This is a genomic window from Bradyrhizobium sp. IC3123 (assembly GCF_020193625.1).
Lineage (GTDB): Bacteria > Pseudomonadota > Alphaproteobacteria > Rhizobiales > Xanthobacteraceae > Bradyrhizobium > Bradyrhizobium yuanmingense.
Window position 1 is genome coordinate 42,742 of sequence record NZ_JADYVF010000011.1, and the last position, 26,775, is coordinate 69,516.

A 26,775-nucleotide genomic window follows, 5' to 3' on the forward strand; every position below is an offset into this window, starting at 1 on the left:
ATGATCTCGCTCGCTGACGCAATTTGAGCGAGGTCCGATATGGCGAAGATGCGAGCTGTCGATGCGGCCGTGCGTATCCTGGAGAAGGAAGGTATATCGACGGCCTTCGGTGTTCCCGGCGCTGCAATCAATCCGCTTTACTCGGCGCTGAAGAAGCGCGGCTCGATCCGCCACATCCTGGCGCGCCATGTCGAGGGCGCTTCGCACATGGCCGAAGGCTATACGCGCGCCAAGGCCGGCAATATCGGGGTCTGTATCGGCACCTCCGGGCCGGCTGGCACCGACATGATCACCGGTCTTTACTCCGCGATCGCCGATTCCATCCCGATCCTCTGCATTACGGGGCAGGCGCCGCGCGCGCGGCTCTACAAGGAGGATTTCCAGGCGGTCGACATCGAGTCGATTGCAAAGCCTGTCACGAAGTGGGCACTGACGGTACGTGAGCCGGCGCTGGTGCCGCGTGTGTTCAGCCAAGCCTTTCACGTGATGCGCTCAGGCAGGCCGGGGCCGGTGCTGATCGACATGCCCCTCGACGTACAGCTCGCCGAGATCGAATTCGATGACGAGACCTACGAGCCGCTGCCGGTCTATAAGCCCGCCGCGACGCGCAAGCAGGTCGAGAAGGCGCTGGAGATGCTCAACGCCGCCGAACGGCCGCTGATCGTCGCGGGCGGCGGCATCATCAACGCCGACGCCTCGGATCTGCTGGTCGAGTTCGCCGAAATCGCCAACATACCCGTCGTGCCGACGCTGATGGGATGGGGCGCGATCCCCGATGATCACGTGCTGATGGCCGGCATGGTGGGTCTCCAGACCAGCCACCGCTATGGTAATGCCACGCTGCTGGAGTCCGACTTCGTGCTCGGCATCGGCAATCGCTGGGCCAACCGCCACACCGGCTCGGTCGAGACCTACACCAAGGGTCGCAAATTCGTTCACGTGGACATCGAGCCGACGCAGATCGGGCGCGTGTTCAATCCCGATCTCGGCATCGTCTCGGACGCAAAGGCCGCGCTCGAACTGTTCGTCGCCGTCGCCAGGGAGTGGCGGCGGTCAGGCAGGCTCCGCGAGCGCCAGGCGTGGCCTGCGGCCTGCCGCGACCGCAAGAAGACGATGCTGCGCAAGAGCCATTTCGACAACGTCCCGATCAAGCCGCAGCGCGTCTACGAGGAAATGAACAAGGCGTTCGGCCGCGACACCACCTATGTCACCGTGATCGGCCTGTCGCAGATCGCCGGCGCGCAGTTCCTCGGCGTCTACAAGCCCCGCAACTGGATCAATGCCGGGCAGGCGGGGCCGCTCGGCTGGACGCTGCCGGCCGCGCTCGGCGTGCGCGCGGCGTGCCCGGAGCGCGAGATCGTCGCGCTCTCCGGCGACTACGATTTCCAGTTCCTGATCGAGGAGCTCGCGGTCGGCGCGCAGTTCAATCTGCCCTACATCCACGTCGTCGTGAACAATTCCTATCTCGGCCTGATCCGACAGGCCCAGCGCGGCTTCGACATGGACTATCACGTCCAGCTCTCCTTCGAGAACATCAACGCGCCCGAGATCGGCGTCTACGGCGTCGACCATGTCGCGGTCGCCGAAGGCCTCGGCTGCAAGGCCATCCGCGTCACCGACCCGAAGGACACGCAGGCAGCGTTTGCGACCGCCCGCGAATTGATGGCCAAGCACCGCGTGCCTGTGGTGGTCGAGTTCATCCTCGAACGGGTCACCAACATCGCGATGGGCACGGAGATCGACAACATCGTCGAGTTCGAGGAGGTGCTGGACCTTCCGCTCGACGAAGTCGAGACCACGCGCGTGCTGCAGCCGGCGGAATAGGGGAAGAAGCACCATGCCGAAATTTGCCGCCAATCTCACCATGCTCTTCAACGAGATGCCGTTCCTCGACCGCTTTGCGGCGGCGAAGGCGGCGGGCTTTGCCGGGGTCGAATATCTCTTCCCCTATGATTTCGACAAGGCGCAGCTGCGCGAGCAGCTCGAGGCGCATGGCTTGACGCAGGTGCTGCACAATCTCCCCGCCGGCAACTGGGCGGGGGGCGAGCGCGGCATTGCGATTCTGCCCGACCGCATCGCCGAATTCCGCGACGGCGTGTTCCGCGCGATCGATTATGCCAGGGCGCTCGATTGCGAGCAGCTCAACTGCCTCGTCGGCATCGCCCCTGTCGACGCCGATCCGCACGAGCTTCGAGAGACGCTGGTCGGGAATCTGCGTTTTGCAGCTTCGACGCTGGCGCGAGAGAACATCAAGCTATTGGTCGAGCCCATCAACACGCTCGACATTCCCGGCTTCTTCCTCAACGGCACCGAGCAGGCGGTGCAGCTGATCTCCGAGGTGAGGTCGAACAACCTCTTCATCCAGTACGACATCTACCACATGCAGATCATGGAGGGCGATCTCGCCCGCACCATGCAGGAATATCTGCCTCAGATCGCCCACGTCCAGCTTGCCGACAATCCCGGCCGTCACGAGCCCGGCACCGGCGAGATCAACTATCCCTTCCTGTTCCGCCACCTCGACGCGATCGGCTATCGCGGCTGGATCGGCTGCGAATACAAGCCCCGCACCACGACGCTGGAGGGCCTGTCGTGGCATGCGGCACAGACGTTTGAGACCTGAGAATATTGCCACGTCGGCGGTGCGCTCCCTCTCCCGCTAGCGGGAGAGGTGCACCGAGTGCGCGGATGAATTTTGCTACTTCAACTGTGAGAAATCAAACATGACCAACATCGGCTTCATCGGACTTGGCACCATGGGACGGCCGATGGCCGGCCATCTCCTGGCCGCGGGCCATCGCGTTCTCCTGCATGACGTTGCTCCGATCGCGCCGGAGCTGATGTCCGCGGGCGGCATCGCCTGCACATCGGCCAGGGAGGTCGCGGAGCAGGCGGACGCGGTCATCATCATGGTGCCGGATACGCCGCATGTGGAGGCCGTGCTGTTCGGCAAGGAGGGTGTCGCTAGCGGCATCTCCAAGGGCAAGATCGTCGTCGACATGAGCTCGATCTCGCCGCTGGCGACGAAGGAGTTTGCGAGGAAGATCGAGGCGCTCGGCGCCGATTATCTCGATGCGCCGGTGTCGGGCGGGGAGGTCGGCGCCAAGGCGGCGAGCCTCACCATCATGGTCGGCGGGCCCGAGCGGGCCTTTGGCACCATGAAGCCGATCTTCGACAAGATGGGCAAGAACGTCACGCATGTCGGCGCCAACGGCGACGGGCAGACGACAAAGGTTGCCAACCAGATCATCGTCGCGCTCACCATCGAAGCCGTGAGCGAGGCCCTGTTGTTCGCATCCAAGGCCGGTGCGAATCCCGCGCTGGTGCGCAAGGCGCTGATGGGCGGCTTCGCGTCCTCGCGAATTCTGGAGGTGCATGGCGAGCGCATGGTGAAGCGCAATTTCGATCCTGGCTTCCGCATCGAGCTGCACCAGAAGGATCTCAATCTCGCGCTCGAAGCTGCGCGTGCACTCGGCCTGTCGCTGCCGAGCACGGCGGTGGCGCAGCAATTGTTCTCGTCCTGCACTGCACATGGCGGCAGGGCCTGGGATCACTCCGCCATGGTGCGGGCGCTGGAACTGATGGCGGGGCATGAGATCGCCAGGGCCTGAACTGTTACGCGGTAACACTGTCCAGTGATGCATCTTTCGTCGCAGGGGAACCGGAACAATGCTCCGGCCCCGCGGGTTGAAGGCGCAGGACAATCACTGGAGACAAAACACCATGAAAACCCGTCTTGCGATTACGTTGGCTGCAGCGTCGCTGCTGGCGTCGAGCGCAGCCTTTGCTCAGTCGACGACCGAACAGGGCGCCAGGGACGGCGCGCGTGCAGGTGGCGACATCGGCGGCCCGATCGGTGCAATGGTTGGCGGCACCGTGGGTGCAGCCGTCGGCGCCGGTCTCGAAATTCCGAATGCGGTCCTCGGCGGAATTCCTCGCAGCGACTCCGTCGTGGTCCAGGAGCGCGTCGTGGTCGGCGAGCCGCTGCCTCCGACCGTGGTGCTGCGGCCCGTGCCGAACTACACCGAATATCGCTATGCGGTCGTGAACGATCGCCGGGTGATCGTCGAGCCGCGCACACGCCGCGTGGTCAAGATCATCGACTGATCGACGCAATTCTTTGTGCTGAGCAGGGCCCTGCGGAGCATCACTCCGCGGGGCCTTCGCTTGTCATGGCGGAGCTGGTGCGAAAGCGCGAGAGTAGCCGGTCTGCGGCGGCGGCGAGTGCAAAGCCGAGGCACGCGGTGGCAGCATCGACCAAAAAATCCACCAGCCGCGCGTGACGGCCGGGTGCCCAAAATTGCATCAGCTCGAGAACGCCGATCAGGACGACCGCGGCCGCTGCGCTCAGTAGGCGCCGGCGTGGATAGGCGAGGCCGAAGGCCAATCCCACCATGACGAAGGCAAGCGCATGTTCGCCGTCCTGACCGAGGTCGGAATGGGGGCGAAGGCCGGGAGGACCGAGGGTGGCGAACGTAACGGCAGCGGCGAGCAGCCAAGCAAAGGTACGAATGAACATCCGGGTCGCTTAGCACGAATTTGGTCGGGTTGTCGCGAGGCTCGTATCAGATCGCCGTGTAGTTAATGACAAAAATGTTAAAGCGGATCGCGCACGCCGAGGCCATGCATGAAGCGTTCCCGGATCTGCACGGGGTCGCGCCGGGTGGTGCCCACGCCGGGCTTGTCGTCGATCCTGACCGCGATCAGGCTCGGCTCGGAAGCGGCCATGGCGTCGTCGACCAACCGCTCGAAATCTTCCTCGTCCGCGGCCCAGGCGCTGCTCGCAAGACCAGAGCCAATGGCAATGGCGACGATGTCGGCAACGTTCGCTGCCGGCGTCGGCTGCGCCCCGGTGATTTGGTAGATGCCGTTGTCCATCACGATCATCGTGAGGTTCTTCGGCTTCAAGGCTGCAATCGTCGAGAGCGCACCGAGCTGCATCAGGAGCGAGCCGTCGCCTTCCAGCGCGAAGACGCGGCGGTCGGGCTGCGCCAGCGCGACGCCGAGCGCGATCGGAAAGGCGAGTCCCATGCTGCCCAGCATGTAGAAGTTCTGCGGGCGGTGGCCGGCGGCCCACAGGTCGAAATTGGTGTTGCCGATGCCGCCGATCACGGCTTCCTCGTGCTTCAGCTTCGCGATCAGCCGCGAGGTGACGTCGAAGCGGTTCATCACCTTGGTGTTGCCAGTGTTCATCGCCGGCCTCACTTGTCGAAGACCTTGCCGCCCGTCAGCAGCGGGTTGAGGATCAACGCCACCGGCGCCTGCGTGGTGACGGCCTGCTTGATCGAGCGGTCGGTGATGAATTCGAGCTCGTCGAGCCGGGTGATGGTGTGATGCTCCAGCGCCAGCGAATCCAGCACCGGTCGCATGGTGCGGCAGACCAGGGACTGGCCGTAGTTGAATTCGCCGAGCGTGCCGCGCTCAGAGACGAGCATGATCAGCGGAATCTGGTAGGGCACTGCGAGCGAGGCCAGCACGTTTGCGAGCGTCGCAAAGCCGGAGGTCTGCATCAGCACCGCGCCGCGCCGACCGCCCATCCAGGCGCCGGCGACGATGCCGACGGCCTCTTCCTCACGGGCGGTCGCGAAAGTGGTGAAGAAGGGATCGGCGTGCAGGTTCTTGATCAGCGGCGTCACCACGCGGTCCGGCACGTAAGGGATCAGGTTGATCTCGTTCCGCTTCAAGGTTTGCAGGACGATGCCGTGCCAGCTTCCGTCGCTGCTCCCCTGCGGCTGCTGTTCCGCAATCGCCATCGCGCTCTCCCTGGGGCCGCGCATGCTTCTTGGTTCTTGCCGTCGCGGCGGTCTGCCGAACTTGACGCGGGCAGCGGGATTGTCAACATGTCCGCCCCGTCACCGTGATCTGCGCCAGCAGGCCTGCCGTGGCCGGCACCGCCATGGCATAAGCGGCGACAACCAGAACACGGGAGGGGCATAGGAGGGCGCGCATCGCGCTGACCTTGCGGATCTCCCGCGAACGAGCCGGAAGGGTCCTGATGTCCGTCAACAACAAGCGCGTCGTCTACTCCAATTATTTGGCCAATCCGATCTATATCGATATCCTGAAGGCCCGGCCCGACGTCCGGCTCGATCGCATCGAAAATGGAAGCCCCGAGGATGTTTATGGCCCGCTCCTCGGCGCTGCCCACGTCTACCAGGTCGGCGCCGCCCGCGATGAGCTCGCCCCGCATTTCCATGTCGATGCCGCCTTCCTGAAGCGGACGCCGAATTTGCTGCTGGTCTCCAGCAATGGTGCCGGCTTCGATCCCGTCGACGTCGAGGCCTGCACGGAGGCAGGCGTCGTAGTCGTCAACCAGTCCGGCGGCAACGCCCATTCGGTCGCCGAGCACGCGCTGGCGATGATGCTGACGCTGTCCAAGCGCATCATCCAGTCGGATCGCCGGCTGCGCCGCGAGCGCGACGTGAACCGCAACGATCTCGTCGGCAACGAGGTCGAGGGCAAGACCGTCGGCATCATCGGCCTCGGTAATGTCGGCCGGCGCATCGCCGCCTTGTGCAAGGGCCTGCTCGGCATGACAGTGCTTGCCTACGATCCGTATTTGTCGGCTGAGGTGATGGCCGAGCGGGGCGGGGAGAAGGTCGAGCTCGACGAGCTGTTGCGCCGCGCCGATTTCGTCTCGATCTCATGCCCGCTCAACAAGGGCAGCCGCAACTTGATCAGCACACGCGAATTCGCGCTGATGCAGCCGCATGCCTATTTCATCACCACCGCACGCGGCTTCATCCACGACGAGGACGCGCTGCTGCAGGCGCTGCGCGACAAGCGCATCGCCGGTGCCGGCCTCGACGTCTGGTCCAAGGAGCCGCCGCCGCCGGAGCATCCGCTGCTCCAGTTCGACAACGTGCTGGCGAGCCCGCACACGGCAGGCGTCACCATCGAGGCGCGCCAGAACATGGGCCGGATCGCCGCCGAGCAGGTGCTGGATGTGCTCGACGGCAAGCGCCCGCCGCGCATCATCAATCCCGAAGCCTGGCCGCGCTATGCCGAGCGCTTCAAGCAGGCTTTTGGCGTGACGCCGGGGTAGGGCGCGCGAAGCCCAGTCGCGCGCCGATCCTTGGTTATCAGGATGAAAACGGAGAGCGGTGGATTTTACTGATGGCGTGAATGAACGCGTATGACCTCTCCTGTAGATCAGGGAGCATGAGCATACTTTCGATTGCGACATCCGGACTTTCTGCGGCGAGTTTGCGCGTGAACGTGGCGGCGAGCAATATCGCCAACATCAGGACGACCGACCCACTACCCGCGTCAGGCGGGTCGAGCGCATCGGCCGGTGCGGGCATTGCTCCAACGTTTCCTGCAGCCTACGTGCCCTTGCGGGTCGATCAGGTCTCCCAGTCGAGCGGTTCGACGCCGGGCGGTACGGTTGCGACCGTATCGACGGTATCGCCGAGCTATACCGCGCAATCCGACCCGAGCGCTCCCTTCGCAAACCAGGACGGCCTGATCGCAGCGCCGAATGTCGATCTTGCTAGCGAATTCGCTCAGCTGGTGACCGCAAAATACAGCTTCGTTGCCAATGCGAAGGTCATTCAGGCCTACGCCGAGACGCAAGACACGCTCCTCGACATCAAGGCGTGAGGGCTGACGTCGGCCGTGTCTCGCCAGCCTGGGCCACTACCCCAGCTTTGCGCCGAGCTGCTGGAACACGGCCTCGCAGGTCATGAGGTCGAGATGGCCGCCGCCCGCGTTCTTGAAGAACGTGATGTCGGACGGTGACGTTCGCCCCTGCACAAGGCCGCCGACGAGGTCGTAGAGGTCGCCGAGGACGTCCGTCTCGCTGATCGCGCCGCTCGCGATCGGCTGCAGGATGTCGCCGACGCCGTGGAAGGCGGATTCCCGCCGGTCCACGAAGACGCGGGAGCGCTTGGCCGCCTCGTCATCAGCCTCCCGGGTTTGCGGTGTGTAGCCGCCGACGAGGTCCAGATGCGTGCCCGGCCGCAGATTGCGGCCCTTGATCAGCGGCTGATGCGCGCGGGTGCAGGTGGTAATGACATCGGCCTCGCGCGTCGCGGCGTCGAGATCCGTGATTGCTTCCGCCTTGATGCCGGCCTTCGCCAAGCGCTGAGCGAGATCCACGCCCCGGTCCGGGCTGCGATTCCAGATCAGCACGCGCTCCAGTGACGGCCGCACGGTGCGATGACCCCGGATCAGCCATTCGGACATCTCGCCGGCCCCGACGCAGAGCAGCGTCTCGGGATTGGGCGGGGCGAGCAGTTTCGTGGCCAACGCGGAGTCGGCTGCGGTGCGCCAATGCGTGATCTCGGTCCCGTCCATCGCCGCCAGCGGCCGGCCGTTGGTGCCGTCGAACAGCACGCACACGGCCTGCACCGCCGGCATCCTGCCTTCGGCCAGATTGGCCGGAAAGCTGGTGAACATCTTGCTGGCCATGTATCGGCCGGAATCGACGGCGCTGCGGATGACGTATTGCCCCCTCTCGTCTCCAAGGAAGGCGTCCAGCACCTCCATCTTCGGCCGGCGATGCCCTTCTTCGAGGGCCGCAATCAGGATCGGAAAGGTCAGAGCCTTCGTGACTTCGGTATCGGAGACAAAGTGCAAGGCAAGTTCCTCATTGGCGACCGGCATTTGCCCATAAACCCGCGCGGCAGGTTCCGCAACGAATCTTCCGCCGGGACTGGACAAGCCTTGATCCGCGTCAAAATCTCCTTTCCCCGTCCGGCCTAAATGGGACTAGAGTGCCGGCGGGCAGGCAGGGAGGTCCCATGTCAACTTATGTCGTCAGGTTCATGAAGGACGTGCTCGGCGAATACGGCCGGCAATGCGAGGTCTGCCAAGGCACGCTCGAGATCGACGCCGCCGACGAGGACGAGGCCAGGGAACGGGCGAAAGCGAGGTTCTGCAAGGACCAGGCGTTGCATCACTGGTCACTGCATGCCGACCGCATCCATGTCAGACCCGCCGACTTCCCGTCGTAGCGACTAGCGCCCGGGTGCCGTGACGGGCGGGGGCGTCGTCGTCCCCGCGCCGAGCGAGCGTTGCACCATGACGGTGTCGGACCAGCGGCCGTGGCGGTAGGCAACGCCGCTGAGCAGGCCGGCGCGTGCGAAACCGAACCGCTCGTGCAGCGCCAGCGAGGGCGCGTTATCTGCATCGATATAGCCGATCATCTGGCGGAAGCCGGCCGCAGCGCAGGCGTCGATCAATTCCTGCAGCAACAGCCGTCCGACCCCGCGGCCGAGATGGGCGTGATGGACGTAGATCGAGTGCTTGGCGGTGTATCGATAGGCCGGCCTTTTGCGGAACAGCACGGCATAGGCATAGCCGACGACCTCGCCGCGCCAGGTCGCCACCAGATGCGGCAGGCGGGTCTGCTTCAGGTTCTTGCGCCGGTCGCGCAGATCGTCCGGCTCTGGCGCACCGGTACCTTCGACATCGCGCGGCACGCCGTTGCGGACGTGATGGCGGTAGATCGCCAGCATCGCCTCGATGTCGCTCTCACGTGATGGCCGAACCAGGACGGGTTCATCGCCCACGCGCGCAGCTGCTTCGTTCATCGGCACCTACTCGGTCACGACATAAGTGTAGAGCCCGATGCGCCCATTCGCATCGACCTCCTTGTAGACGCCCTGGATCTCGACGTCGAAGCCCGGAAATGTGTTGAAGCAGGTCTCGAACATCTTGAGATAATCGATCATGGGCTTGGCTCGTTCCGTCAGCCGCTCGCCGGGCACGATCGTGGCGATGCCGGGCGGGTAGACCACGAAGGGCGTCGTGGCGATGCGGCCGGCGATCGCCTCGATCGGGAGGTAGTCGACGTCGTTCTTGAACAGATAGCGCGCGGCATCGCGGGGCGACATCGCGATCTCGGGCATATGCTCGGGCATGAACTGCCGCGCCTGGAGCGCGCTGACATCGGCGGTGCGGAAGAAACGGTGCATCTCGCCGCAGAGGTCACGCAGCCGTGCACCGGCGTAGCGCGCCTGCCGCCTCTGATAGAATTCGGGGATGACGTCGGCGAGTAGCGCATTGTCGTCGTGCAGTCGCTTGAACGCGACGAGGCCGGAGATCAGCGTGCCCGCCTTGCTCGCCTCGACGCCGGGCGTGAGCAGGAAGAGCAGGGAGTTGAGGTCGTTCTTCTCGGGGACGATGCGGTTCTCGCGCAGATATTGCGCGACGACCGGCGCGGGAATGCCGTGCTCGGCATAAGCTCCCGTCGCACGATCGAACCCGGGCGTGAGCAGCGTCAGCTTGTTCGGATCGGTCATGGCAAAGCCTTCCGCGAGATCGGGAAAGCCGTGCCAGTTGGTATCCGGGGAGAGCTGCCACAGCGCGGGGTTGGTGGCGAGCTCGTCGGTCGAGAGGGTCTCCCAGGCGACGTTATGCGCCGCGCCGGGACGGCTGACATCGGCAATGGCGACGCGATCGGGAACGAAGGGCTCGAAGAACCAGCGGCGATCCGGGTTCTGCTCCTTCTCCTCGAACTCCTGGCGCATCGCGCGGATCTTCTTGCGCAGCTCGATGCCGAGCCGGATCGTGTCGTCCCACAGCACTTCGCCGGAGCGGCCCTTCATCATCTGTGCGCCGACGTCGAGCGAGGCGAACAGCGGGTAGAACGGCGAGGTCGAGGCGTGCTGCATGAAGCTCTCGTTGAAGCGGCGGTGCTCGACGCGACGCTTCTGGCCGCGGATATGGCGGTCCTTGATGTGGATCTGCGAGGCCTGCGAGAAGCTTGCCAGCTGCTTGTGGGTCGACTGCGTCGCGATGATGCCGGGGGCGTCGGGCGAGAGATTTACCAGCCCCATGGCGAAGCGGCCGGCATAAAGGGGGTGGAATTTCATGAAGCCGGCCCAAGCCTCGTCGAACAGGATGTAGTCGCAGAGATGGCCGATACGCTTGATGATCATCTCGGCGCTGTGGATCGAGCCGTCATATGTGCACTGCTCGACCACGGCGACACGGAACGGCCGCTCCTTGCGCCAAGCGTCGCGATCGTTCACCAGGGGATGGTTGCGGATCGCCTCGCGCAAGCTCTTCTCTTCGAGCCGGTCCCAGCGCATCGGGCCGATCAGTCCCCAGGCGTTGCGAACGGTCGGCACATAGACCGGGATGCCGCCATTGATCATCAGCGCGCCGTGATGGGCGGCCTTGTGGTTGTTGCGGTCGAACAGCACGAGATCGCCGTCGGTGACGAGGGCGCCCAGCGCGACCTTGTTCGAGGTCGAGGTGCCATTGAGCACGAAATAGGTCTTTTCCGCACCGAAGATCGCCGCCGCTTCCTTCTGCGCCCTCAGCGCCGGGCCCTCATGGGTGAGGAGGTCGCCGAGGTCGAGCACGGAATTGTCAAGGTCGTCGCGGAACACGGATTCGCCGAGATGCTCGACGAACACGCGCCCGATCGGGCTGCGGTTGTAGAACACGCCGCCATTGTGGCCCGGGCAGGTCCAGAGCTGGTTGCCTTCCTCGGCATAGTCGACCAGCGCGCCGAAGAACGGCGTCTTCAGCGTCTCAGCATATTGCTTCAGCCGGCTGATCAGGTTCTTGGCGATGAAGGTTGGCGTCTCCTCGGAAAGGAAGACATAGCCGTCGATGAAATCGAGCACCTCGACCGGCAAATCCTCGAACCGCTTGCGACGGATCAGCAGGATGATCGGGAAGTCGAGGCCTCGGCGGCGCATCAGATTGATCAGCGCCGAGGTCTTGCCTTCCAGGCCCTTCTTGCCCCAGTCCACCACCATGCAGCCGATCGCGGCATCGGTCTGCACCGCCATCTCGGCATCCTCCAGCTTGCGGGCCCGGACCACCTCGAAGCCGGAGCGCTGGATCTCCTCGATGATCTGGTTGAAGCGGACGCCTTCGAGATCGTCGGCATCGAACACTGGGGCGGCGAACAGGAAGTTGAAGCGCTTGAAATAGTCCATGGCAGGTCCCGAATGTGCAGGAAGATACAGCTCTCTGCACATTCGATGACATCTGGATGACATGCCCGAGTGCTGCGGCAAGGTTAGCCTGACGCTTCACTCCAGCAGCTTGTCCAGTGTGATCGGGAAGCGCCGGATGCGCTTGCCGGTGGCATGATAGACGGCGTTCGCAATTGCGGCCGGGACGCCGACGATGCCGATCTCGCCGAGCCCCTTGATTCCCAACCGGTTGATGCGGTCGTCGGGCTCGTCGACGAAAATGACGTCAATGTCGTGGACGTCGGCGTTCACGGGAATGTGGTATTCGGCAATGTTCGCGTTCATGATGCGGCCGAAGCGGTGATCCATCACCGTTTCCTCGTGCAGCGCCATTCCAATACCCCAGACCACCCCGCCCATGATCTGGCTGCGGCCGGTCTTGGTGTTCAGGATGCGCCCGGCCGCGACCGCATTCACGATCCGGGTGACGCGGATAATTCCCAGCTCCTCGTCGATCTTCACCTCCGCGAAGACCGCCGAATGTGTGTTGCGGGCATGCGAATTATCCTCCGCGAATTGGTTGAGCTTCTCCTTTTCGATCCGCTCGAGCTTGCTGTGGCGCATGACATCCGCAATCGAGACAGCGGCCCCGCGACCGTCGCTGCTGGCGATCATGCCGTCAGTCAGGGTGACGTCGGCGGCGTCGAGGTCAGCGAGCGGTGTGCCCGGCATGGCCTTGGCAAGACGTGCGAGTTCCCAGCGAATTTCTTCGGCCGCTCCCAAGACCGCATGCGCGCTTGATGCCGCCATCCAGGAGCCGCCCTCGACGGGGGCTTGCGGCAAGGTCGAATCGGCGAGCCGGACGCTGATATTCTCGATCGGCAGCCCGAGAGCATCGGCCGCGACCTGCGCCACGATGGTGTAGGTGCCGGTGCCGATATCGGACGCGGCGCAGGAGACCTCGGCATGGCCGTTGGCCGTCAGCACGATGCGGACGGCGACCGGCATCTGCAGCGCTTCCCACACCCCAGTCGCCATGCCCCAGCCGACGAGTTCCTTGCCGTCTCGCATGGAACGCGGCGCCGGATTACGCCGGCTCCAGCCGAACGCTTCGGCGCCGCGGGCGTAGCACTCGCGCAACTGCTTGCTGGTGTAAGGCAGGCCTTGGCTCTGGTCGCGATCCGAGTAGCACCTCAGGCGCAGCTCGACCGGATCGAGCTTCAGCGCGACGGCCAATTCGTCCATGGCGCATTCGAGTGCGCACACGCCCGTTGCCGCACCCGGCGCGCGCATGTCGGAGGGCGTCGAAACGTCGAGGTCGACCAGCTTATGGGAAAAGTTGCTGTTGGGACTCTTGTAAAGCTGCTCGGCCCAGCCCGTATCGTTGCGCGAAAAATCCTCATAGCGTGAGGTCACGGCGATGGCTTCGTGGGTGATCGCATCGAGGGTGCCGTCCGGCTTTGCACCGAGCGCAACGCGCTCGATGGTCATGGGACGATAGCCCAGGCCATACATCTGTTGCCTCGTCAGCACGACCCGGACGGACCGCTTCAGTGCGAGCGCGGCAAGGGTTGCCAGCACCACCTGGTGCTGCGGCCGCAGGCCCGAGCCGAAGGCGCCGCCGACATAGGGCGAGATCACGCGGATGTCGTCCGGTTCCTTGCCGAAAACACTGCAGAGAAACTTCTGGACGTTCTGGACGCCCTGCGTCTTGTCGTAGACCGTGAGCCCGCCACTGCCGTTCCAGACGGCTGTCGTCGCGAAGAGCTCCATGGGGTTGTGGTGCTCGGTCGGAATGACGTAATCCGCCTCGTGGCGCACGGCCGCGCGCGTCAGGGCTGCTGCGGCATCACCACGCGGCTTGTGCGGTTGATCCACTTTCTCGGCCTTGCCGCGTTCGGATTCAAGATCGGTCGAAAACGCCTCCTGCTCATATTCGACGCGAACGCGGGTTGCGGCGAACTTGGCGATCTCCCAGTCCTCCGCGACGACCAGTGCGATCGGCTGGCCGTTGAACTTGACCCTCTCATCATAGAGCGGCCGGAACGGCGAGCCCTTCTCCGGCGCCACCTCATCCTTCCAGGCTTCGTCCTTGTCGGCGAGGGGCGGCCGATGTTCATGCGTGAGCACGTCGACCACGCCCTTCACCTTCAGCGCCTCGCTGGTGTCGAGACGAGCGATGCGCCCGCGCGCGATGCTGGCCTCGACCACGAAGCCGTGAAGGAGACCGTCTGCTGCGAATTCGCCGGCATATTTGGCGGCCCCGGTGACCTTGGCGCGGCCGTCGACGCGCGACGTTGGTGTTCCGACATAGGCGTTCATCGGGTCCTCATGCGATCTTCTTGTGAGCTTGTGATTGCGGCGTGGCGCTTGCGGCCTGCATCAGCGCACGCACGACGGCTCGGCGCGCCAGGTCGATCTTGAACCCGTTGTGGGAGCGTGCCGTCGCTCCCTGCAGCAGCAGGTCGGCGGCGCGCCCGAAATGATCCGGTGTTGCCGCCTGACCGCGCAATGCGGCTTCGGCCTCGAGGCTTCGCCAGGGCTTGTGGGCCACGCCACCGAGCGCAAGGCGCGCTTCGCTGATCGCGTTGCCCTCCAGGTCGACCGCGGCCGCGACCGAGACCAGAGCAAAGGCGTAGGACAGCCGGTCGCGGATCTTCAGATAGCTGTAGTTCCGGGCAAAGCCGTGCGGCGGCAGCTCGATGGCGATAATGATCTCGCAGCTGCCGAGATTGGTATCGAGATGAGGCTTGTCCTCGGGAAGCCGATGGAAATCCGTCAGCGCGATGGTGCGCTGCCCCGAGGGGCGTGCGATATGCACGAGCGCGCCGAGCGCGGCCAGCGCCACGCTCATGTCGGATGGATTGGTCGCGATGCAGGAGTTGCTGGTGCCGAGGATGGCATGGTTGCGGTTGAGGCCATCGAGGGCCGAGCAGCCCGTGCCGGGGCTTCGCTTGTTGCAGGGTGTCGTGGTGTCATAGAAGTAGGGGCAGCGCGTACGTTGCATCAGATTGCCGCCGACCGAGGCCATGTTGCGCAGTTGCGCGGAGGCGCCGGCCAGGATGGCGCTGGCAAGGAGGGGATAGCGCTGCTCGATCAACGGGTGGTAGGCGAGGTCCGAATTCGGCACCAAGGCGCCGATGCGCAGACCGCCGTCCGCCGTCTCCTCGACGTCGCGGAGCGGCAGGCGGGAGATGTCGATCAGCCGGGAGGGCCGTTCGACGTTCTCCTTCATCAGATCGATCAGGTTGGTGCCGCCGGCGATCAACTTCGCACCGGGATCGGCGGCGAGCAGGCGGATGGCGTCGGCAACATCGGTTGCGCGGGAATATTGGAAGTTGTTCATGACCGGCTCATTGCCTGCTCGATCGCAGCCACGATGTTGAGGTAGGCACCGCAGCGACAGAGGTTTCCGCTCATCAGCTCCCGGATCTCATCCGCATCGCGCGCACGGCCTTCGGCCAACAGGCCCGCGGCAGAGCAAATCTGCCCCGGCGTGCAATAACCGCACTGAAAGGCATCGTGGTCGATGAAGGCCTGTTGCAGAGGATGCAGCGCGCCGTCCCTGGCCAAGCCTTCGATGGTCGTGATCTCGGCGCCATCCTTCATGACGGCCAGGGTCAGGCAGGAATTGACCCGTCTTCCGTCGATCAGCACGGTACAGGCACCGCATTGGCCGTGATCGCAGCCTTTTTTGGTGCCGGTCAGTTGCAGACGGTCACGTAGCGCATCCAGAAGCGTGGTCCATGGCATGACCTCGAGCGCGCGGCTTTCGCCATTGACGACGAGGTTGATCGGAATGCGTTCGGGGATCGTAAGGTCGGCCATGGTGTATTTCCCTGCGGAAAGGCCGAGCCGGGCAAATTGTGCAAATGACGCGAGACTGCGTTGCCGCCGCTGGCCGATAGCGCCCAACGGATGACGAGTTGCTTGGTTCCCAATCGGTTCTCCCGATTGGATTTACGAGATCAGCGCTTCGTCTCGCCGAACACCACGGTCGGCACCGCGCGGTTGACGATCTCGCGCAGCGCGAAGCTCGATTGCACCCGCGCGACGCGGGGCAGGCGGGACAGCTCGGTGCGATGGATGCGCTCGAAATCCTGGATGTCGCGGGCGAGCACGATCAGGATGTAGTCGTCCGTCCCCGACATCAGGAAGCAGCGCACGACAGAGGGGCATTTCGTCACCTCTGCCTCGAACGCCTTCAGTGCCTCGTCGCTCTGGCTCTCCAGCGCGATGCGGACCAGCACCGTGGTGGTGAGGCCGAACTGGGCCAGGTCGAGCGCGGCCTGGTAGGCCTGGATGTAGCCGTCATCCTCCAGCGCCTTCTGCCGCCGCGCCAGCGCCGTGCTCGACAAGCCGATCTTGTTGGCAAGCTCGGTGTGGCTGGCTCGCGCATTGGTCGTGAGTTCCGCGAGGATGGCGAGATCTTTCCGGTCGAGGGCCAAGGTTTCGTTTCCAGCGTCAAAGGACCATTTCGCGCCGGAAACCGGCGCGGGCGCTGCCAAGGTAGCGGATATTTGCACGAAACCAAACCGACCCTCTCGCTACGATCAACAATGGAATCAAAGCATTGGCGAGGGAGATCAAGATGCGCGTCGGAGTCCCGAAGGAGATCAAGGTGCAGGAATATCGGGTCGGGCTCACCCCAGGTGCGGTCCGCGAATACGTTGCCGCCGGGCACCAGGTGACGGTCGAGAGCGGCGCCGGCAGCGGCATTGGTGCGTCCGACGAGGTGTACCGGCGGGCAGGGGCGTCCATTGCCGAGACCGCTCGCGAGATCTTTGCAAAGTCCGACATGATCGTGAAGGTGAAGGAGCCGCAGAAGAGCGAATGGGCTCAGCTTCGCGAAGGCCAGATCCTTTTTACTTACCTTCATCTTGCGCCGGATCCCGACCAGGCCAAGGGCCTGCTTGCTTCCGGCTGCACCGCAATCGCCTATGAAACCGTCACGGACGCGAGCGGTCACCTCCCGCTGCTCGCCCCGATGAGCGAAGTCGCCGGCCGCCTCGCCATCGAGGCCGCCGGCGCCGCGCTCAAGCGTTCCAGCGGCGGCCGCGGCCTGCTGCTCGGCGGCGTGCCCGGCGTGCAGCCGGCACGCGTCGTCGTGCTCGGCGGCGGCGTGGTCGGAACGCAGGCGGCACGCATGGCCGCCGGCTTAGGTGCCGAAGCCACCGTGATCGACCGCTCGATCCCGCGCCTGCGCGAACTAGACGATCTGTTTGTTGGACGCGTACGCACCCGTTTCTCCACCATCGAGGCGGTCGAGGACGAGGTGTTCGCCGCCGACGTCGTGATCGGTGCAGTGCTGGTGCCCGGCGCCAGCGCGCCGAAGCTCGTCACCCGTGCGATGCTGAAATCGATGCGGCCGGGAGCCGTGCTGGTCGACGTCGCGATCGACCAGGGCGGTTGCTTTGAGACCTCGCACCCGACCACGCACGCGGAGCCGACCTACGAGGTCGACGGCGTCGTTCACTATTGCGTCGCCAACATGCCGGGGGCCGTGCCGGTGACCTCGAGCCAAGCCCTGAACAACGCCACGCTGCCGTTCGGCCTGATGCTCGCCAACAAGGGATTTGCGGCCATCTTGGAGAATCCGCATCTGCGCAACGGGCTCAACGTGCATCGCGGCCGGGTGACGAACAAGGCGGTGGCGGAGAGTCTGGGGCTGGAGTTTGCGCCAGTAGAGAGCGGACTGGCGGCGTAGCGAGATGGGCCATCGTCGGTGCGGCGCCATCAACCGACTGGAAGATGGCGCTGCCGCCGTGCTCCCGAGCCCTCGGGGAATCCCGACGCGGTGAAGGCGTTGTGACCGGAGCGGCGGTGTCCAAATAGGCGGAAAGAAGAAAACTATTGCCGCGGTCCTGTCAGGAGGAAGGAGTTTCCCCTTCCGAGCGCAAAAACGCCAATCGCTTCCATTGCTGTTTGCAGCCGAAACGACGACATTTCCGCCAGAAATTGGTGGATCGGCAGCCATGGAACGCACTGGATTTGAGCCCTTCGGCGAGCAACTGGTGTCCGCAACGGACACACAGCCGAAGTCGCGCGCCTCGAAGCTCCTGCTGCGGGCCGGCACCACCCTGTTCTGGTCGCTGGTCGCGGGCATCGTGCTGGCCCGTGCAGCCTTCTTCGAGCCCGGCATCTATGACGGTTTCAGCCGCGTCGCCTCGCTGGCCAAGAACCTGATCTTCTGAGGCCGTTTATTCCGGTCCGAGGACAGAACTTCTCTCGGCCCTGATATGTCGAAAACATATTTCCCAATCGGGTCGTGGTGCGTATAAATCTTTCTCCTTCGGGAGAGATTTGTGTCGCAGAATCAAGCATCCAGCCCGGCCGATTCCAAGCCGGTCACCGCCGCGGGCCGTATTGCGGCGCTGATTCCGGGCATCCTCCTCTGCGTTCTCGTGGCCGGTGTGTCGGCCCTGCTCGAGCGGGCCGAACTGGGCATGTTCGAGCACCCCTATGTCGAGGCGCTGGTCATGGCGATCCTGCTCGGCATGGCGGTGCGCAGCTTCTGGAAGCCGGCCCGGCGGTGGCAGGCCGGCATCGCCTTCAGCGCCAAGCAACTGCTGGAAGTCGCGGTGATGCTGCTCGGGGCCTCCATCAGCTTTGCCGCGATCGCGGCTTCCGGCATTGCGCTGCTCGCCTCCATCGCCGCGGTCGTCGTGGTCGCGCTCTGCGTCTCCTTCGGCCTCAGCCGGCTACTCGGCCTGTCGACGCGGCTGTCGATCCTGATCGCCTGCGGCAACTCGATCTGCGGCAATTCCGCCATCGCCGCAGTGGCGCCCATCATCGGCGCCAGCAACGACGAGATTGCATCCTCGATCTCCTTTACGGCGATCCTTGGCGTGATGATGGTGCTGGGCCTGCCGCTGCTGATCCCGCTGCTGCAATTGTCCGCAACGCAGTACGGCATTCTCGCCGGGCTCACCGTTTACGCAGTGCCGCAGGTGCTCGCCGCGACGGTGCCGGCAGGTCTCGTCTCAACCCAGATCGGCACGCTGGTGAAGCTGATGCGTGTCCTGATGCTCGGCCCGGTCGTCGTCGGCCTGTCGCTGGTCGCCTCGCGCTGGCAGGGCGATGCCAGGAAGACCAGCGTCGGCTTCTTCCGCCTGGTCCCCTGGTTCATCCTCGGCTTCCTTGCGCTTGCGACCCTGCGCTCGCTGGAGATCGTGCCGGTGACAGTGGTTGGCCCCGTGACGACGATCACGGGCTTTCTCACGGTGGTCTCGATGGCCGCCCTCGGCCTCGGCGTCGACGTGCGCGTGCTCGCCAATGTCGGCGGCCGGGTGACAGCCGCCGTGACGCTGTCGCTGATCCTGCTGCTGGGGATCAGCATCGCGCTGGTGCACTGGTTCAAGTGATCAGGGCAAAGCTGCCGTAGGGTGGGCAAAGGTGCGTAAGCGCCGTGCCCACGAGCTCTCTCGTTTTGCGACAGGTGGTGGGCACGCTCCGCTTTGCCCACCCTACAAGAGGGTCATCGCAGCGAGGAGGGGCTAATTCAAATCACGTCCGCGAGCGAGTGGCCGTGCAGCTCGACGTTCAGCCCCTGCATGCCCAAGTCGGTGATCTCTCCGCCCATCGCCTTCAGGCTCTCTTCGCGGATCAGCGACATCAGCCCGCGGCGGAGCGCCAAGAATTCCGACGACATCATCATCGATTGCTGCCGCGGCCGCTCCAGCGGGATCGGGATCTCCGCCTTGATCGAGCCCGGCCGCGCGGTCATGCAATAGACGCGGTCGGACAGGAAGATGGCTTCGTCAATGTCGTGGGTGACAAACAGCACCGAGATCTTCAGCCGCTGCCACATATTGGTGAGGATCTGCTGCATGATGACGCGCGTCTGCGCGTCGAGCGCGCCGAAGGGCTCGTCCAGCAACAGCACTTTCGGTCCCGTCGCGAGCGCGCGGACGATGCCGACGCGCTGCTTCATGCCGCCGGAGAGCTTTTCCGGATAATGCTTTTCGAACGCTTCGAGTCCCGCAAGCCCCAACAGCGTGCGCGCGGCGCGTTCGCGCTGCGAGCGCGGCATGCCGCGCATCTTCAGGCCGAACTCGACGTTCTCGCGCACGGTTTTCCACGGAAAAAGAGAATATTGCTGAAACACCATGCCGCGTTCGGCGCTCGGACCGTTTACCCGCTCGCCGTCGACGGTAACTACACCGGTCGTCGGCTTGAGGAAGCCTGCGACCGCATTGAGCAGCGTCGACTTTCCGCAGCCGGACGGGCCGACGATCGACACGAACTCGCCGGGCCGCACATGGATCTGCGTGTCGGTGACAGCCTGCACCGCGCCCTCGATGGTCTCGTAGGCGAGGGAGAAGTTCTTGACTTCGATGTGGCCTTTTGGGCTGTTCGCTAGCAGCTCGCTCATGTCGATCTCCACGGCATCACCAATTGCCCCGCGCCCCTGATCAGCAGGCTCGACCCGAGGCCGAGCACCCCGATTGCGATCATGCCGAGCGCGATGTCGGCATATTGGACCAGCGAATAAGCTTCCCAGGTGAAGTAACCGATGCCGTATTGGCCCGAGATCATCTCTGCGGCGATCAGCGAGACCCAGGCGACGCCCATGCCGACGGTGAGGCCGGTGAAGATGTGCGGCAGCGAGGCTGGGAAATAGACCTCCCGAAAGATCGAGCGTTCGCGCGCGCCGAGACATTGTGCGGCGCGTACCAGCACGGGGTCGACCAGCGACATGCCGTGCAGGGTGTTGACGAGAATCGGGAAGAACGAACCGAGGAAGGTGATGTAGACGATGCTCTGCTCGTTGGTCGGCCACAGCATGATCGCCATCGGCACCCAGGCGATTGCCGGGATCGGCCGCAGCACTTCGGCGACCGGGAAGATCACCTCATGCACCAGCTTGAAGCGCCCCATGATCAGGCCGAGCGGCACGCCGACGATCGCCGCGAGCGAGAATCCGATGAAGATGCGCCGGCAACTGAGCAGGATGTGCATCAGGAATTTAGGATCGTGAATCGCCTTGATGAAGCTGTCATAGACCGCGAGCGGCGAGGGCACGTTGGTGAAGCGCACGAAGAACACGACCCGATAGGTCGTGAGCAGATGCCAGACCAGCAGGAACGCGAGCAGCGAGACGATGCCGATCGCGGTCGCCCGCAGACCCGCCCGATTGAGCCGGTACCAGCGCAAGGCGAGTGTGCCGAAGGAAGGCGGCGTCGTGGGCGGGGTGATGGCGGCGAGCGAGGGGCCCGCCGCTGCAAGTGCTGTTGCCGGCATGCTGTCCTCAGGCTGTCTGACGAGGGCGGGGCTGCTCACGTCTTGCCTCCGCCGACAGCGGCCTTCATCGCATCATCGAAGCCGAGCACCTTGCCGCTGATCTTGGCGGCATAGGCTTCGGCGTCCTTCTTCAGCAGGAACGGGGCGACCTCGCCATTGCCGACCGCGAAGAAGGCCTGATCGGCGAACAGCTTGATGCCGCGCGTGGTGTCGAAGACGTAGGCGACGTTGATCTTCTTGCCCTTGGCCTTGTAGTCGGCATAGGCGCCAAGCGTGCAGCTGGCGGACGAGAAGGGCATGATGCCGGCACCGTCGACCCAAACCTCGCCCGCCTTGCGCGGATCGGTGATGGGCTTCTTGCAGAAGCTGTCCTCGCCCGAGATCTCATAGTTGTTGGTGCTCGCGAGCTGGGCGTCGTAGTCGAGCTTCATTTCGGCATAGGCCTTGCGGATGTATTTGTCGTCGACCCATTTCTTCGGATCGAACTCCTTCATGCGGCCGAGATTCTGCAGCACCTTGACGTCGGTCGTGGCCGCATCGATCAGCGCCGGCTTGATCGTGGGATCGGTCGTCATATTGCCGCTGGGCCCTAAGAAGATGTAGACGACCTCCTTGTTGATGCCGGTCCATTCCTGGATCTTCTCGGCGGCCAGCTTGGGATCCGCGCGCAGCCACTGATTGGCGGCGATTAGCGCCTTGAAATAGGCGACGACGACCTCGGGATATTTTTCGGCGAAGTCGGTGCGAACCACGATGCCGTGGAAGGTCGGCAAGTTCGTTTCGACGCCGTCGAAGATCTTCCGCGCGAAGCCGCGGAACGGCAACAGCTCGGCGAAGGGGACGAAATCGGCGTGCCCGTCGATCTTCTTCTCCTGCAGATTGGTCGAGCCGACCTCCGGGCTCTGGCTGACGAGCTGGAAGAAATCGGACGCATAGCCGCGATCCTGCATCGCTTTCAGCACCATGCCGTGCGCGGCGGAGCCGAAAGGCACGCTGACGAGCTTACCCTTGAGATCGGCGAGGTCGTAATAGGGTGAGTCCTTGTGGACGACGAGGCCGTTGCCCGAGCCGGACAGGCTGTAGGCGGCGATGCCGACGAGGCGGCTCTTGCTCTCCGGATTGCTCTCGAAGGTGAATCCGTTCACGATGAGCGGATAGTCGCCCATCATCCCGATCTGCAGCTTGTTCGCCATCATCGCGTTGGTGACGGGCGGACCGGAGGTGAAGTTCTGCCATTCGAGCTCGAACTTCATGTTGGCGTATTTGCCGTCCTTCGGCAGGTACTTCTCAAGCAGTTGCAATTGGCGGATGACGACGCCTGCGGTGACCGTGTTGGTCGTGGTATCCTGCGTTCCGATGCCGAGCTTGACGGTTTCCGCAGAAGCCGGCTGCGCGACGAGCAGCGCCAGCGACGTCACCGACATCGCGATCGAGAGCGTGGGAAGATGGCGGGCCATTCTCATCCTCATTCGGTTGGATGTGCTGTGGGTGCCATGATTGGGGGAGGGCGCAGGCAGGGCAAATCCGGAGTGGCCGCCGCAGTCGATTAGTTGCCGGGAAAAGCTGATTGCATACTCCTTGGGCAGTCCTGCACTATAAAGCCGCTTGCCTGTGCACCGGCCATGGTCGCGGGCCCCCTTCAATCCGCCGCCTGGCCGCGCATCTCCTCCAGAATGTCGGTCCGGCAGACCACGATCTGCGACCGTTTGGTCAGCACGATTCCTTTCTCCTGCATCCGCTTCAGGCTGATCGTGACCCATTGTCTGGTGGCGCCGACCATGTGGGCGATGTCGGCGTGGGTGAAGGCCGCAGCGATCACGGTGCCGTCGGCATCCGCGACGCCGTAAAGCTCGACGAGATGCAGCAAGAGATGGGCGAGACGCTGCGTGATCGAGCGCGTCCCAAGCATCTGGGCCAGCGCCGAATAGCATTTGCCTTTGAACGTCAGGCCTTCGATCAGGCCAATCGCGAGGTTCGGGATCTCTGCGGCAAGGGACCGCAGTTCCTTTCCGGGCAGGTGCACGACGCTGCAATTACTGGAGGCAACGCCGGACCATTGATGCACGGTGCCTTCGAACACTTCGGGACCGCCGACGAAATTGCCAACATGCCAATAGGCCAGCGTGATCTCGCGTCCGAGTGGCGAGGTGTAGAAGACACGGATGCGGCCGCTCTCGATCAGCCAGATGCCGTCATGCTTGCCGCCCTGGCTGAACAGCGTTTGGCCGCGATTGAGCACCTTGCGGCGGCCCTGCTTCAGCACCAACTCCCGCTCGCGCGGTGAGAGCTTGTCCATCAACGGGGGTGGACCGCCGATCCATTGCTGGTTCTCGGTGAGCAGCAGCGAGGAACTGCTGGCAGGCCTGACTGCTGGGGGAACAGCCCCGCGAACCGCATTCGCCGCCTGCAACATCGCCTGCCTCCCGAACGTTTCAAATCGTTCTAAAGAGGAGCAATGTCCGTGCCAGATGGGGGCAGACGCCTCGCGCGGGGAAATGACACCGAATACCGGGTCACCGCCCCGCCAAGTTCAGCAGATACGGCTTCGGATAAATCCCCCGGTTGTGCCCATCCGAAAACGAAATGTTCAGCCCATAGCCGAGATCGCCGATGTCGGTAATCGCAATCCCCGGAAACGCTTTGGGGAAGCGGCCGTCGAAGCGGGCGCGGGTGCAATGGGCGCATTTGCAGGAGAGGCGGAGTGTTTCGGCAGAAACGCTGAGCGCGTCGTCCTGCGCGGTGCGGACCAGGAGCGAAGCGAGATCGGCGCTGGCTTCGTAGTCGGCCACGGTCGGTGCCACCAATGTCATTGTCATGACGAACCTCTGACTTCGTTCTACGTCGAGGCGGGAACGCACGAATAGCAACTAATTGCCGGTGCGGGTGGGATCGCGAGCCTGCTCTTCGAGCAACCCACGCGAAATGTGAAACTAATCGACCGGGAACTTCACTTCCGAATTGCCGGACTCTCCTCTCTCCGAAACCTTGCGCGTCATCGATGACCAAGGAGAGACGATGAGTGCATTTCAGAAGGAAACGGTTCTGTCGGTCAGGCACTGGACCGAGTCCCTGTTCAGCTTCACCGCGACGCGCGATCCCGGCTTCCGCTTCCAGAACGGCCAGTTCGCAATGATTGGTCTGGAGGTCGAGGGCAAGCCGTTGATGCGGGCCTACAGCATGGCCAGCGCCAATCACGAGGAGGCGCTCGAATTCTTCTCGATCAAGGTGCAGGACGGCCCGCTGACCTCGCGCCTTCAGAAGATCAGGGAAGGTGACATCATCCTGGTCGGGCGCAAGGCGACGGGCACGCTGATTACCGGCAACCTCATTCCGGGAAAACGCCTGCTGCTGCTCTCGACCGGCACCGGCCTGGCGCCCTTCGCCAGCCTGATCAAGGACCCCGACGTCTATGAGAATTACGAGACCATCGTGCTGGCCCATGGCTGCCGCCAGGTCTCGGAACTCGCCTATGGCGAGCACCTCGTCGAGGGCCTGCGCAATCACGAATTCTTCGGCCCATTGATCGGCGACAAGCTCGTCTACTACCCGACCGTCACCCGCGAGCCGTTCCGGAATCGCGGTCGCATCACCGACCTGATCGTCTCGAATCAGCTCTTCGAGGATATCGGACAAGCGAGCCTCGACATCGAAACGGACCGCATCATGCTGTGCGGCAGCCCGGCGATGCTCGAGGAACTCCACGCGATGTTCGCGGCGCGCGGCTTCGTCGAGGGCAACCATAGCCAGCCCGGCCATTTCGTCATCGAAAAAGCCTTCGTCGAGCGCTGAGCTACAAATCGCGTCCCAGCGACAACTAATTGCTATCGCGGCGACGCCCCCTGAACAAATCTGACGCAAAGGCGCCGGGATCGGCGAACCAGGAGCAAGCGATGGCACTAGATCAGATCGTCGACGGACTTTCGGAAGTTTCCTGCGATGTGCTGGTGATCGGCGGCGGCACAGCCGGCCCGATGGCGGCACTGAAGGCGAAGCTGAAGAACCCGAAGGCCAATGTCGTCCTGCTCGAGAAGGCGAACGTCAAGCGCTCCGGCGCGATCTCGATGGGTATGGATGGGCTCAACAACGCCGTCATCCCCGGTTACGCGACGCCCGAGCAGTACACCAAGGAAATCACCATCGCCAATGACGGCATCGTCGACCAGAAGGCGGTCTACAAATACGCCCAGAACTGCTACAAGATCATCGAGGAACTGGACAGCTTCGGCATTCGCTTCCTGAAGAACGAGAACGGCGACTACGCCGTCAAGAAGGTGCATCACATCGGCACCTATGTGCTGCCAATGCCGAACGGCGAGACCGTGAAGAAGGCGCTGTATCGCCAGCTCCGCCGCGCCCGCATCCTCATTTCCAACCGCTACATGGCGACGCGCCTGGTCAAATCGGGCGACGGCCGCATTGCCGGCGCCATCAGCGTCAATACGCGTACCGCCGAGATGCTGGTGATCAAGGCCAAGGCCGTGATCCTCTGCATGGGCGCCGCCGGTCGCCTCGGTCTGCCGACGTCCGGCTACATGTTCGGCACCTACGAGAACGCCGCCAATTCCGGCGACGGCTACGCCATGGCCTATCACGCCGGCGCAGCGCTCGCGAACCTCGAATGCTTCCAGATCAACCCGCTGATCAAGGACTATAACGGCCCGGCCTGCGCCTATGTCGCCGGCCCGTTCGGCGCATATACGGCAAACAACGAAGGCTCGCGCTTCATCGAATGCGACTACTGGTCCGGCCAGATGATGCTGGAGTTCTACAACGAGCTCCTCTCCGGCAAGGGTCCGGTGTTCCTCCAGCTCAAGCATCTCCACCCCGACACCATTTCCGAGATCGAATCCACGCTGCACAAGGTCGAGCGTCCGACGCGCGGCCTGTTCCAGCAGGGGCGCGGGGTCGACTACCGCAGTGAGTCCATCGAGATGCATATCTCCGAGATCGGCTTCTGCTCCGGCCACAGCGCGTCAGGCGTGTTCGTCGACGACAATGCCCGCACCACCGTACCCGGCCTCTACGCCGCCGGCGACATGGCGAGCGTCCCGCACAATTACATGCTCGGCGCCTTCACCAACGGCTCGGTCGCAGGCATCGACGCGATGGAGTTCGCCGACAACCATGATTTCGCGGAATTCGACGCGGCCGACGTCGCCATGGAACGCGAGCGCGTGATGGCGCCGACCAAGCGCGAGGACGGCATTCCGCCGAACCAGATCGAGTACAAGACCCGCCGTCTGGTCAACGACTATCTCCAGCCGCCGAAGGTCACGCGCAAATATGAGCTCGGCATGCGGCGGCTCGCCGAAGCGCGTGAGGATATGCAGGAGCGCATGATCGCGCGCAACGCGCACGAATTGCTGCGCGCGCTCGAAGTGCAGTCGATCATGGACTGTGCCGATATGGCCGCACACGCCTCGCTCTACCGCGAAGAGAGCCGCTGGGGTCTCTATCACTGGCGGACGGATTTCCCGGAGAAGGACAACGAGAACTGGTTCTGCCACACGCTGCTGTCCAAGCAGGACGGCAGGATGACCAGCGAGAAGCGCGCAGTCGAGCCCTATGTCGTGCCGATCGCGGACGACGAGAAGGACCTCTACGACAAGCAGCGCATTCGCGCCTCAGCCTGATCCACCAGAACATAGCCAAC

General features: G+C 63.9%; 27 protein-coding genes. 12 read left to right on the top strand and 15 right to left on the bottom strand.

Annotated elements, in window-relative coordinates; all coding sequences use genetic code 11:
* The first annotated feature begins 39 nt into the window (after positions 1–39).
* From gcl to I6F20_RS28470, 4 genes are all read left to right on the top strand, one after another.
* The gene (gene gcl / locus I6F20_RS28455; RefSeq protein WP_036023343.1) at positions 40–1,824 is read left to right on the top strand and encodes a glyoxylate carboligase; all 1,785 of its coding nucleotides are present in this window, start codon (positions 40–42) and stop codon (positions 1,822–1,824) included.
* 13 nt (positions 1,825–1,837) lie between these two features.
* Positions 1,838–2,623, top strand: a complete 786-nt coding sequence (gene hyi, locus I6F20_RS28460) for a hydroxypyruvate isomerase (protein ID WP_057030057.1) — start codon at positions 1,838–1,840, stop codon at positions 2,621–2,623.
* 100 nt (positions 2,624–2,723) lie between these two features.
* Positions 2,724–3,611, top strand: a complete 888-nt coding sequence (locus tag I6F20_RS28465; protein WP_225128839.1) for a 2-hydroxy-3-oxopropionate reductase — start codon at positions 2,724–2,726, stop codon at positions 3,609–3,611.
* Between the two features lie 112 nt (positions 3,612–3,723).
* Complete coding sequence (locus I6F20_RS28470; RefSeq protein ID WP_036005622.1) at positions 3,724–4,107, top strand: DUF1236 domain-containing protein; 384 nt, start codon at positions 3,724–3,726, stop codon at positions 4,105–4,107.
* 40 nt (positions 4,108–4,147) lie between these two features.
* Here the strand turns inward: I6F20_RS28470 and I6F20_RS28475 are convergent, their stop codons facing one another.
* From I6F20_RS28475 to I6F20_RS28485, 3 genes are all read right to left on the bottom strand, one after another.
* Complete coding sequence (locus I6F20_RS28475) at positions 4,148–4,519, bottom strand: VanZ family protein (protein ID WP_036005619.1); 372 nt, start codon at positions 4,517–4,519, stop codon at positions 4,148–4,150.
* A 77-nt stretch (positions 4,520–4,596) separates the two neighbouring features.
* On the bottom strand, positions 4,597–5,193 hold the full coding sequence (locus I6F20_RS28480; RefSeq protein WP_225111779.1) for a thiamine pyrophosphate-dependent enzyme: 597 nt from the start codon (positions 5,191–5,193) through the stop codon (positions 4,597–4,599).
* Positions 5,194–5,201: 8 nt separating this feature from the next.
* A complete protein-coding gene (locus I6F20_RS28485) occupies positions 5,202–5,753 on the bottom strand; it encodes a thiamine pyrophosphate-binding protein (protein ID WP_225128841.1) in 552 nt (183 codons plus the stop codon).
* 242 nt (positions 5,754–5,995) lie between these two features.
* On the opposite strand from I6F20_RS28485, the gene I6F20_RS28490 reads away from it, so the two are divergent.
* Entirely contained in the window at positions 5,996–7,045 is a 1,050-nt protein-coding gene (locus I6F20_RS28490; RefSeq protein ID WP_036035094.1) for a hydroxyacid dehydrogenase, read from the top strand.
* A gap of 116 nt (positions 7,046–7,161) precedes the next feature.
* Complete coding sequence (locus I6F20_RS28495; RefSeq protein WP_225129003.1) at positions 7,162–7,602, top strand: flagellar basal body rod protein FlgC; 441 nt, start codon at positions 7,162–7,164, stop codon at positions 7,600–7,602.
* Between the two features lie 36 nt (positions 7,603–7,638).
* Here the strand turns inward: I6F20_RS28495 and I6F20_RS28500 are convergent, their stop codons facing one another.
* Positions 7,639–8,580, bottom strand: a complete 942-nt coding sequence (locus tag I6F20_RS28500; RefSeq protein WP_225128843.1) for an ornithine cyclodeaminase family protein — start codon at positions 8,578–8,580, stop codon at positions 7,639–7,641.
* Between the two features lie 164 nt (positions 8,581–8,744).
* Here I6F20_RS28500 and I6F20_RS28505 point away from each other — a divergent pair, with 164 nt between their 5' ends.
* Entirely contained in the window at positions 8,745–8,957 is a 213-nt protein-coding gene (locus I6F20_RS28505; protein ID WP_036005605.1) for a hypothetical protein, read from the top strand.
* A gap of 3 nt (positions 8,958–8,960) precedes the next feature.
* On the opposite strand, the gene I6F20_RS28510 is transcribed toward I6F20_RS28505, so the two are convergent.
* From I6F20_RS28510 to I6F20_RS28535, 6 genes are all read right to left on the bottom strand, one after another.
* Complete coding sequence (locus tag I6F20_RS28510) at positions 8,961–9,536, bottom strand: GNAT family N-acetyltransferase (protein WP_225128845.1); 576 nt, start codon at positions 9,534–9,536, stop codon at positions 8,961–8,963.
* Positions 9,537–9,542: 6 nt separating this feature from the next.
* A complete protein-coding gene (locus tag I6F20_RS28515) occupies positions 9,543–11,900 on the bottom strand; it encodes an Orn/Lys/Arg family decarboxylase (protein WP_036023350.1) in 2,358 nt (785 codons plus the stop codon).
* Positions 11,901–11,996: 96 nt separating this feature from the next.
* A complete protein-coding gene (locus tag I6F20_RS28520) occupies positions 11,997–14,201 on the bottom strand; it encodes a xanthine dehydrogenase family protein molybdopterin-binding subunit (RefSeq protein ID WP_225128847.1) in 2,205 nt (734 codons plus the stop codon).
* 7 nt (positions 14,202–14,208) lie between these two features.
* Positions 14,209–15,225 (bottom strand): FAD binding domain-containing protein, encoded by a 1,017-nt coding sequence (locus I6F20_RS28525; RefSeq protein ID WP_225128849.1) that lies wholly within the window; start codon positions 15,223–15,225, stop codon positions 14,209–14,211.
* Complete coding sequence (locus I6F20_RS28530; RefSeq protein WP_225128850.1) at positions 15,222–15,707, bottom strand: (2Fe-2S)-binding protein; 486 nt, start codon at positions 15,705–15,707, stop codon at positions 15,222–15,224. The genes I6F20_RS28525 and I6F20_RS28530 overlap by 4 nt, the downstream gene beginning before the upstream one ends.
* A gap of 140 nt (positions 15,708–15,847) precedes the next feature.
* The gene (locus tag I6F20_RS28535) at positions 15,848–16,327 is read right to left on the bottom strand and encodes an Lrp/AsnC family transcriptional regulator (RefSeq protein WP_025035213.1); all 480 of its coding nucleotides are present in this window, start codon (positions 16,325–16,327) and stop codon (positions 15,848–15,850) included.
* A 143-nt stretch (positions 16,328–16,470) separates the two neighbouring features.
* On the opposite strand from I6F20_RS28535, the gene ald reads away from it, so the two are divergent.
* The 3 genes from ald (at position 16,471) to I6F20_RS28550 (ending at position 19,243) form a co-directional block, all read left to right on the top strand.
* Positions 16,471–17,586 carry an alanine dehydrogenase gene (ald, locus tag I6F20_RS28540; RefSeq protein WP_225128852.1) on the top strand — a complete coding sequence of 372 codons (1,116 nt, stop codon included), beginning with the start codon at positions 16,471–16,473 and terminating at the stop codon, positions 17,584–17,586.
* Positions 17,587–17,854: 268 nt separating this feature from the next.
* Positions 17,855–18,073, top strand: a complete 219-nt coding sequence (locus tag I6F20_RS28545) for a hypothetical protein (RefSeq protein ID WP_027546306.1) — start codon at positions 17,855–17,857, stop codon at positions 18,071–18,073.
* Between the two features lie 111 nt (positions 18,074–18,184).
* The gene (locus tag I6F20_RS28550) at positions 18,185–19,243 is read left to right on the top strand and encodes a YeiH family protein (protein ID WP_225128855.1); all 1,059 of its coding nucleotides are present in this window, start codon (positions 18,185–18,187) and stop codon (positions 19,241–19,243) included.
* Positions 19,244–19,380: 137 nt separating this feature from the next.
* Here the strand turns inward: I6F20_RS28550 and I6F20_RS28555 are convergent, their stop codons facing one another.
* The 5 genes from I6F20_RS28555 to I6F20_RS28575 form a co-directional block, all read right to left on the bottom strand.
* Entirely contained in the window at positions 19,381–20,253 is an 873-nt protein-coding gene (locus I6F20_RS28555) for an ABC transporter ATP-binding protein (RefSeq protein WP_225128856.1), read from the bottom strand.
* Positions 20,250–21,161 carry an ABC transporter permease gene (locus I6F20_RS28560; RefSeq protein WP_225128857.1) on the bottom strand — a complete coding sequence of 304 codons (912 nt, stop codon included), beginning with the start codon at positions 21,159–21,161 and terminating at the stop codon, positions 20,250–20,252. Before I6F20_RS28560 ends, I6F20_RS28555 begins: the two co-directional genes overlap by 4 nt.
* On the bottom strand, positions 21,158–22,579 hold the full coding sequence (locus I6F20_RS28565; protein WP_225128858.1) for an ABC transporter substrate-binding protein: 1,422 nt from the start codon (positions 22,577–22,579) through the stop codon (positions 21,158–21,160). The genes I6F20_RS28560 and I6F20_RS28565 overlap by 4 nt, the downstream gene beginning before the upstream one ends.
* A gap of 182 nt (positions 22,580–22,761) precedes the next feature.
* Complete coding sequence (locus tag I6F20_RS28570) at positions 22,762–23,535, bottom strand: Crp/Fnr family transcriptional regulator (RefSeq protein WP_057030048.1); 774 nt, start codon at positions 23,533–23,535, stop codon at positions 22,762–22,764.
* A gap of 100 nt (positions 23,536–23,635) precedes the next feature.
* A complete protein-coding gene (locus tag I6F20_RS28575) occupies positions 23,636–23,932 on the bottom strand; it encodes a gamma-butyrobetaine hydroxylase-like domain-containing protein (RefSeq protein ID WP_036005572.1) in 297 nt (98 codons plus the stop codon).
* 205 nt (positions 23,933–24,137) lie between these two features.
* Here I6F20_RS28575 and I6F20_RS28580 point away from each other — a divergent pair, with 205 nt between their 5' ends.
* A complete protein-coding gene (locus tag I6F20_RS28580) occupies positions 24,138–24,911 on the top strand; it encodes a ferredoxin--NADP reductase (protein ID WP_225128859.1) in 774 nt (257 codons plus the stop codon).
* A 101-nt stretch (positions 24,912–25,012) separates the two neighbouring features.
* The gene (locus I6F20_RS28585; RefSeq protein ID WP_225128860.1) at positions 25,013–26,755 is read left to right on the top strand and encodes a fumarate reductase/succinate dehydrogenase flavoprotein subunit; all 1,743 of its coding nucleotides are present in this window, start codon (positions 25,013–25,015) and stop codon (positions 26,753–26,755) included.
* Positions 26,756–26,775: the final 20 nt, after the last annotated feature.

Excerpts from the sequence above, each read along its gene's own strand:
- gcl (WP_036023343.1), top strand. The coding sequence starts at position 40 with ATGGCGAAGATGCGAGCTGTCGATGCGGCCGTGCGTATCCTGGAGAAG.
- hyi (WP_057030057.1), top strand. The coding sequence starts at position 1,838 with ATGCCGAAATTTGCCGCCAATCTCACCATGCTCTTCAACGAGATGCCG.
- I6F20_RS28465 (WP_225128839.1), top strand. The coding sequence starts at position 2,724 with ATGACCAACATCGGCTTCATCGGACTTGGCACCATGGGACGGCCGATG.
- I6F20_RS28470 (WP_036005622.1), top strand. The coding sequence starts at position 3,724 with ATGAAAACCCGTCTTGCGATTACGTTGGCTGCAGCGTCGCTGCTGGCG.
- I6F20_RS28475 (WP_036005619.1), bottom strand. The coding sequence starts at position 4,519 with ATGTTCATTCGTACCTTTGCTTGGCTGCTCGCCGCTGCCGTTACGTTC.
- I6F20_RS28480 (WP_225111779.1), bottom strand. The coding sequence starts at position 5,193 with ATGAACACTGGCAACACCAAGGTGATGAACCGCTTCGACGTCACCTCG.
- I6F20_RS28485 (WP_225128841.1), bottom strand. The coding sequence starts at position 5,753 with ATGGCGATTGCGGAACAGCAGCCGCAGGGGAGCAGCGACGGAAGCTGG.
- I6F20_RS28490 (WP_036035094.1), top strand. The coding sequence starts at position 5,996 with ATGTCCGTCAACAACAAGCGCGTCGTCTACTCCAATTATTTGGCCAAT.
- I6F20_RS28495 (WP_225129003.1), top strand. The coding sequence starts at position 7,162 with ATGAGCATACTTTCGATTGCGACATCCGGACTTTCTGCGGCGAGTTTG.
- I6F20_RS28505 (WP_036005605.1), top strand. The coding sequence starts at position 8,745 with ATGTCAACTTATGTCGTCAGGTTCATGAAGGACGTGCTCGGCGAATAC.
- I6F20_RS28510 (WP_225128845.1), bottom strand. The coding sequence starts at position 9,536 with ATGAACGAAGCAGCTGCGCGCGTGGGCGATGAACCCGTCCTGGTTCGG.
- I6F20_RS28515 (WP_036023350.1), bottom strand. The coding sequence starts at position 11,900 with ATGGACTATTTCAAGCGCTTCAACTTCCTGTTCGCCGCCCCAGTGTTC.
- I6F20_RS28520 (WP_225128847.1), bottom strand. The coding sequence starts at position 14,201 with ATGAACGCCTATGTCGGAACACCAACGTCGCGCGTCGACGGCCGCGCC.
- I6F20_RS28525 (WP_225128849.1), bottom strand. The coding sequence starts at position 15,225 with ATGAACAACTTCCAATATTCCCGCGCAACCGATGTTGCCGACGCCATC.
- I6F20_RS28530 (WP_225128850.1), bottom strand. The coding sequence starts at position 15,707 with ATGGCCGACCTTACGATCCCCGAACGCATTCCGATCAACCTCGTCGTC.
- ald (WP_225128852.1), top strand. The coding sequence starts at position 16,471 with ATGCGCGTCGGAGTCCCGAAGGAGATCAAGGTGCAGGAATATCGGGTC.
- I6F20_RS28545 (WP_027546306.1), top strand. The coding sequence starts at position 17,855 with ATGGAACGCACTGGATTTGAGCCCTTCGGCGAGCAACTGGTGTCCGCA.
- I6F20_RS28555 (WP_225128856.1), bottom strand. The coding sequence starts at position 20,253 with ATGAGCGAGCTGCTAGCGAACAGCCCAAAAGGCCACATCGAAGTCAAG.
- I6F20_RS28565 (WP_225128858.1), bottom strand. The coding sequence starts at position 22,579 with ATGGCCCGCCATCTTCCCACGCTCTCGATCGCGATGTCGGTGACGTCG.
- I6F20_RS28570 (WP_057030048.1), bottom strand. The coding sequence starts at position 23,535 with ATGTTGCAGGCGGCGAATGCGGTTCGCGGGGCTGTTCCCCCAGCAGTC.
- I6F20_RS28575 (WP_036005572.1), bottom strand. The coding sequence starts at position 23,932 with ATGACATTGGTGGCACCGACCGTGGCCGACTACGAAGCCAGCGCCGAT.
- I6F20_RS28580 (WP_225128859.1), top strand. The coding sequence starts at position 24,138 with ATGAGTGCATTTCAGAAGGAAACGGTTCTGTCGGTCAGGCACTGGACC.
- I6F20_RS28585 (WP_225128860.1), top strand. The coding sequence starts at position 25,013 with ATGGCACTAGATCAGATCGTCGACGGACTTTCGGAAGTTTCCTGCGAT.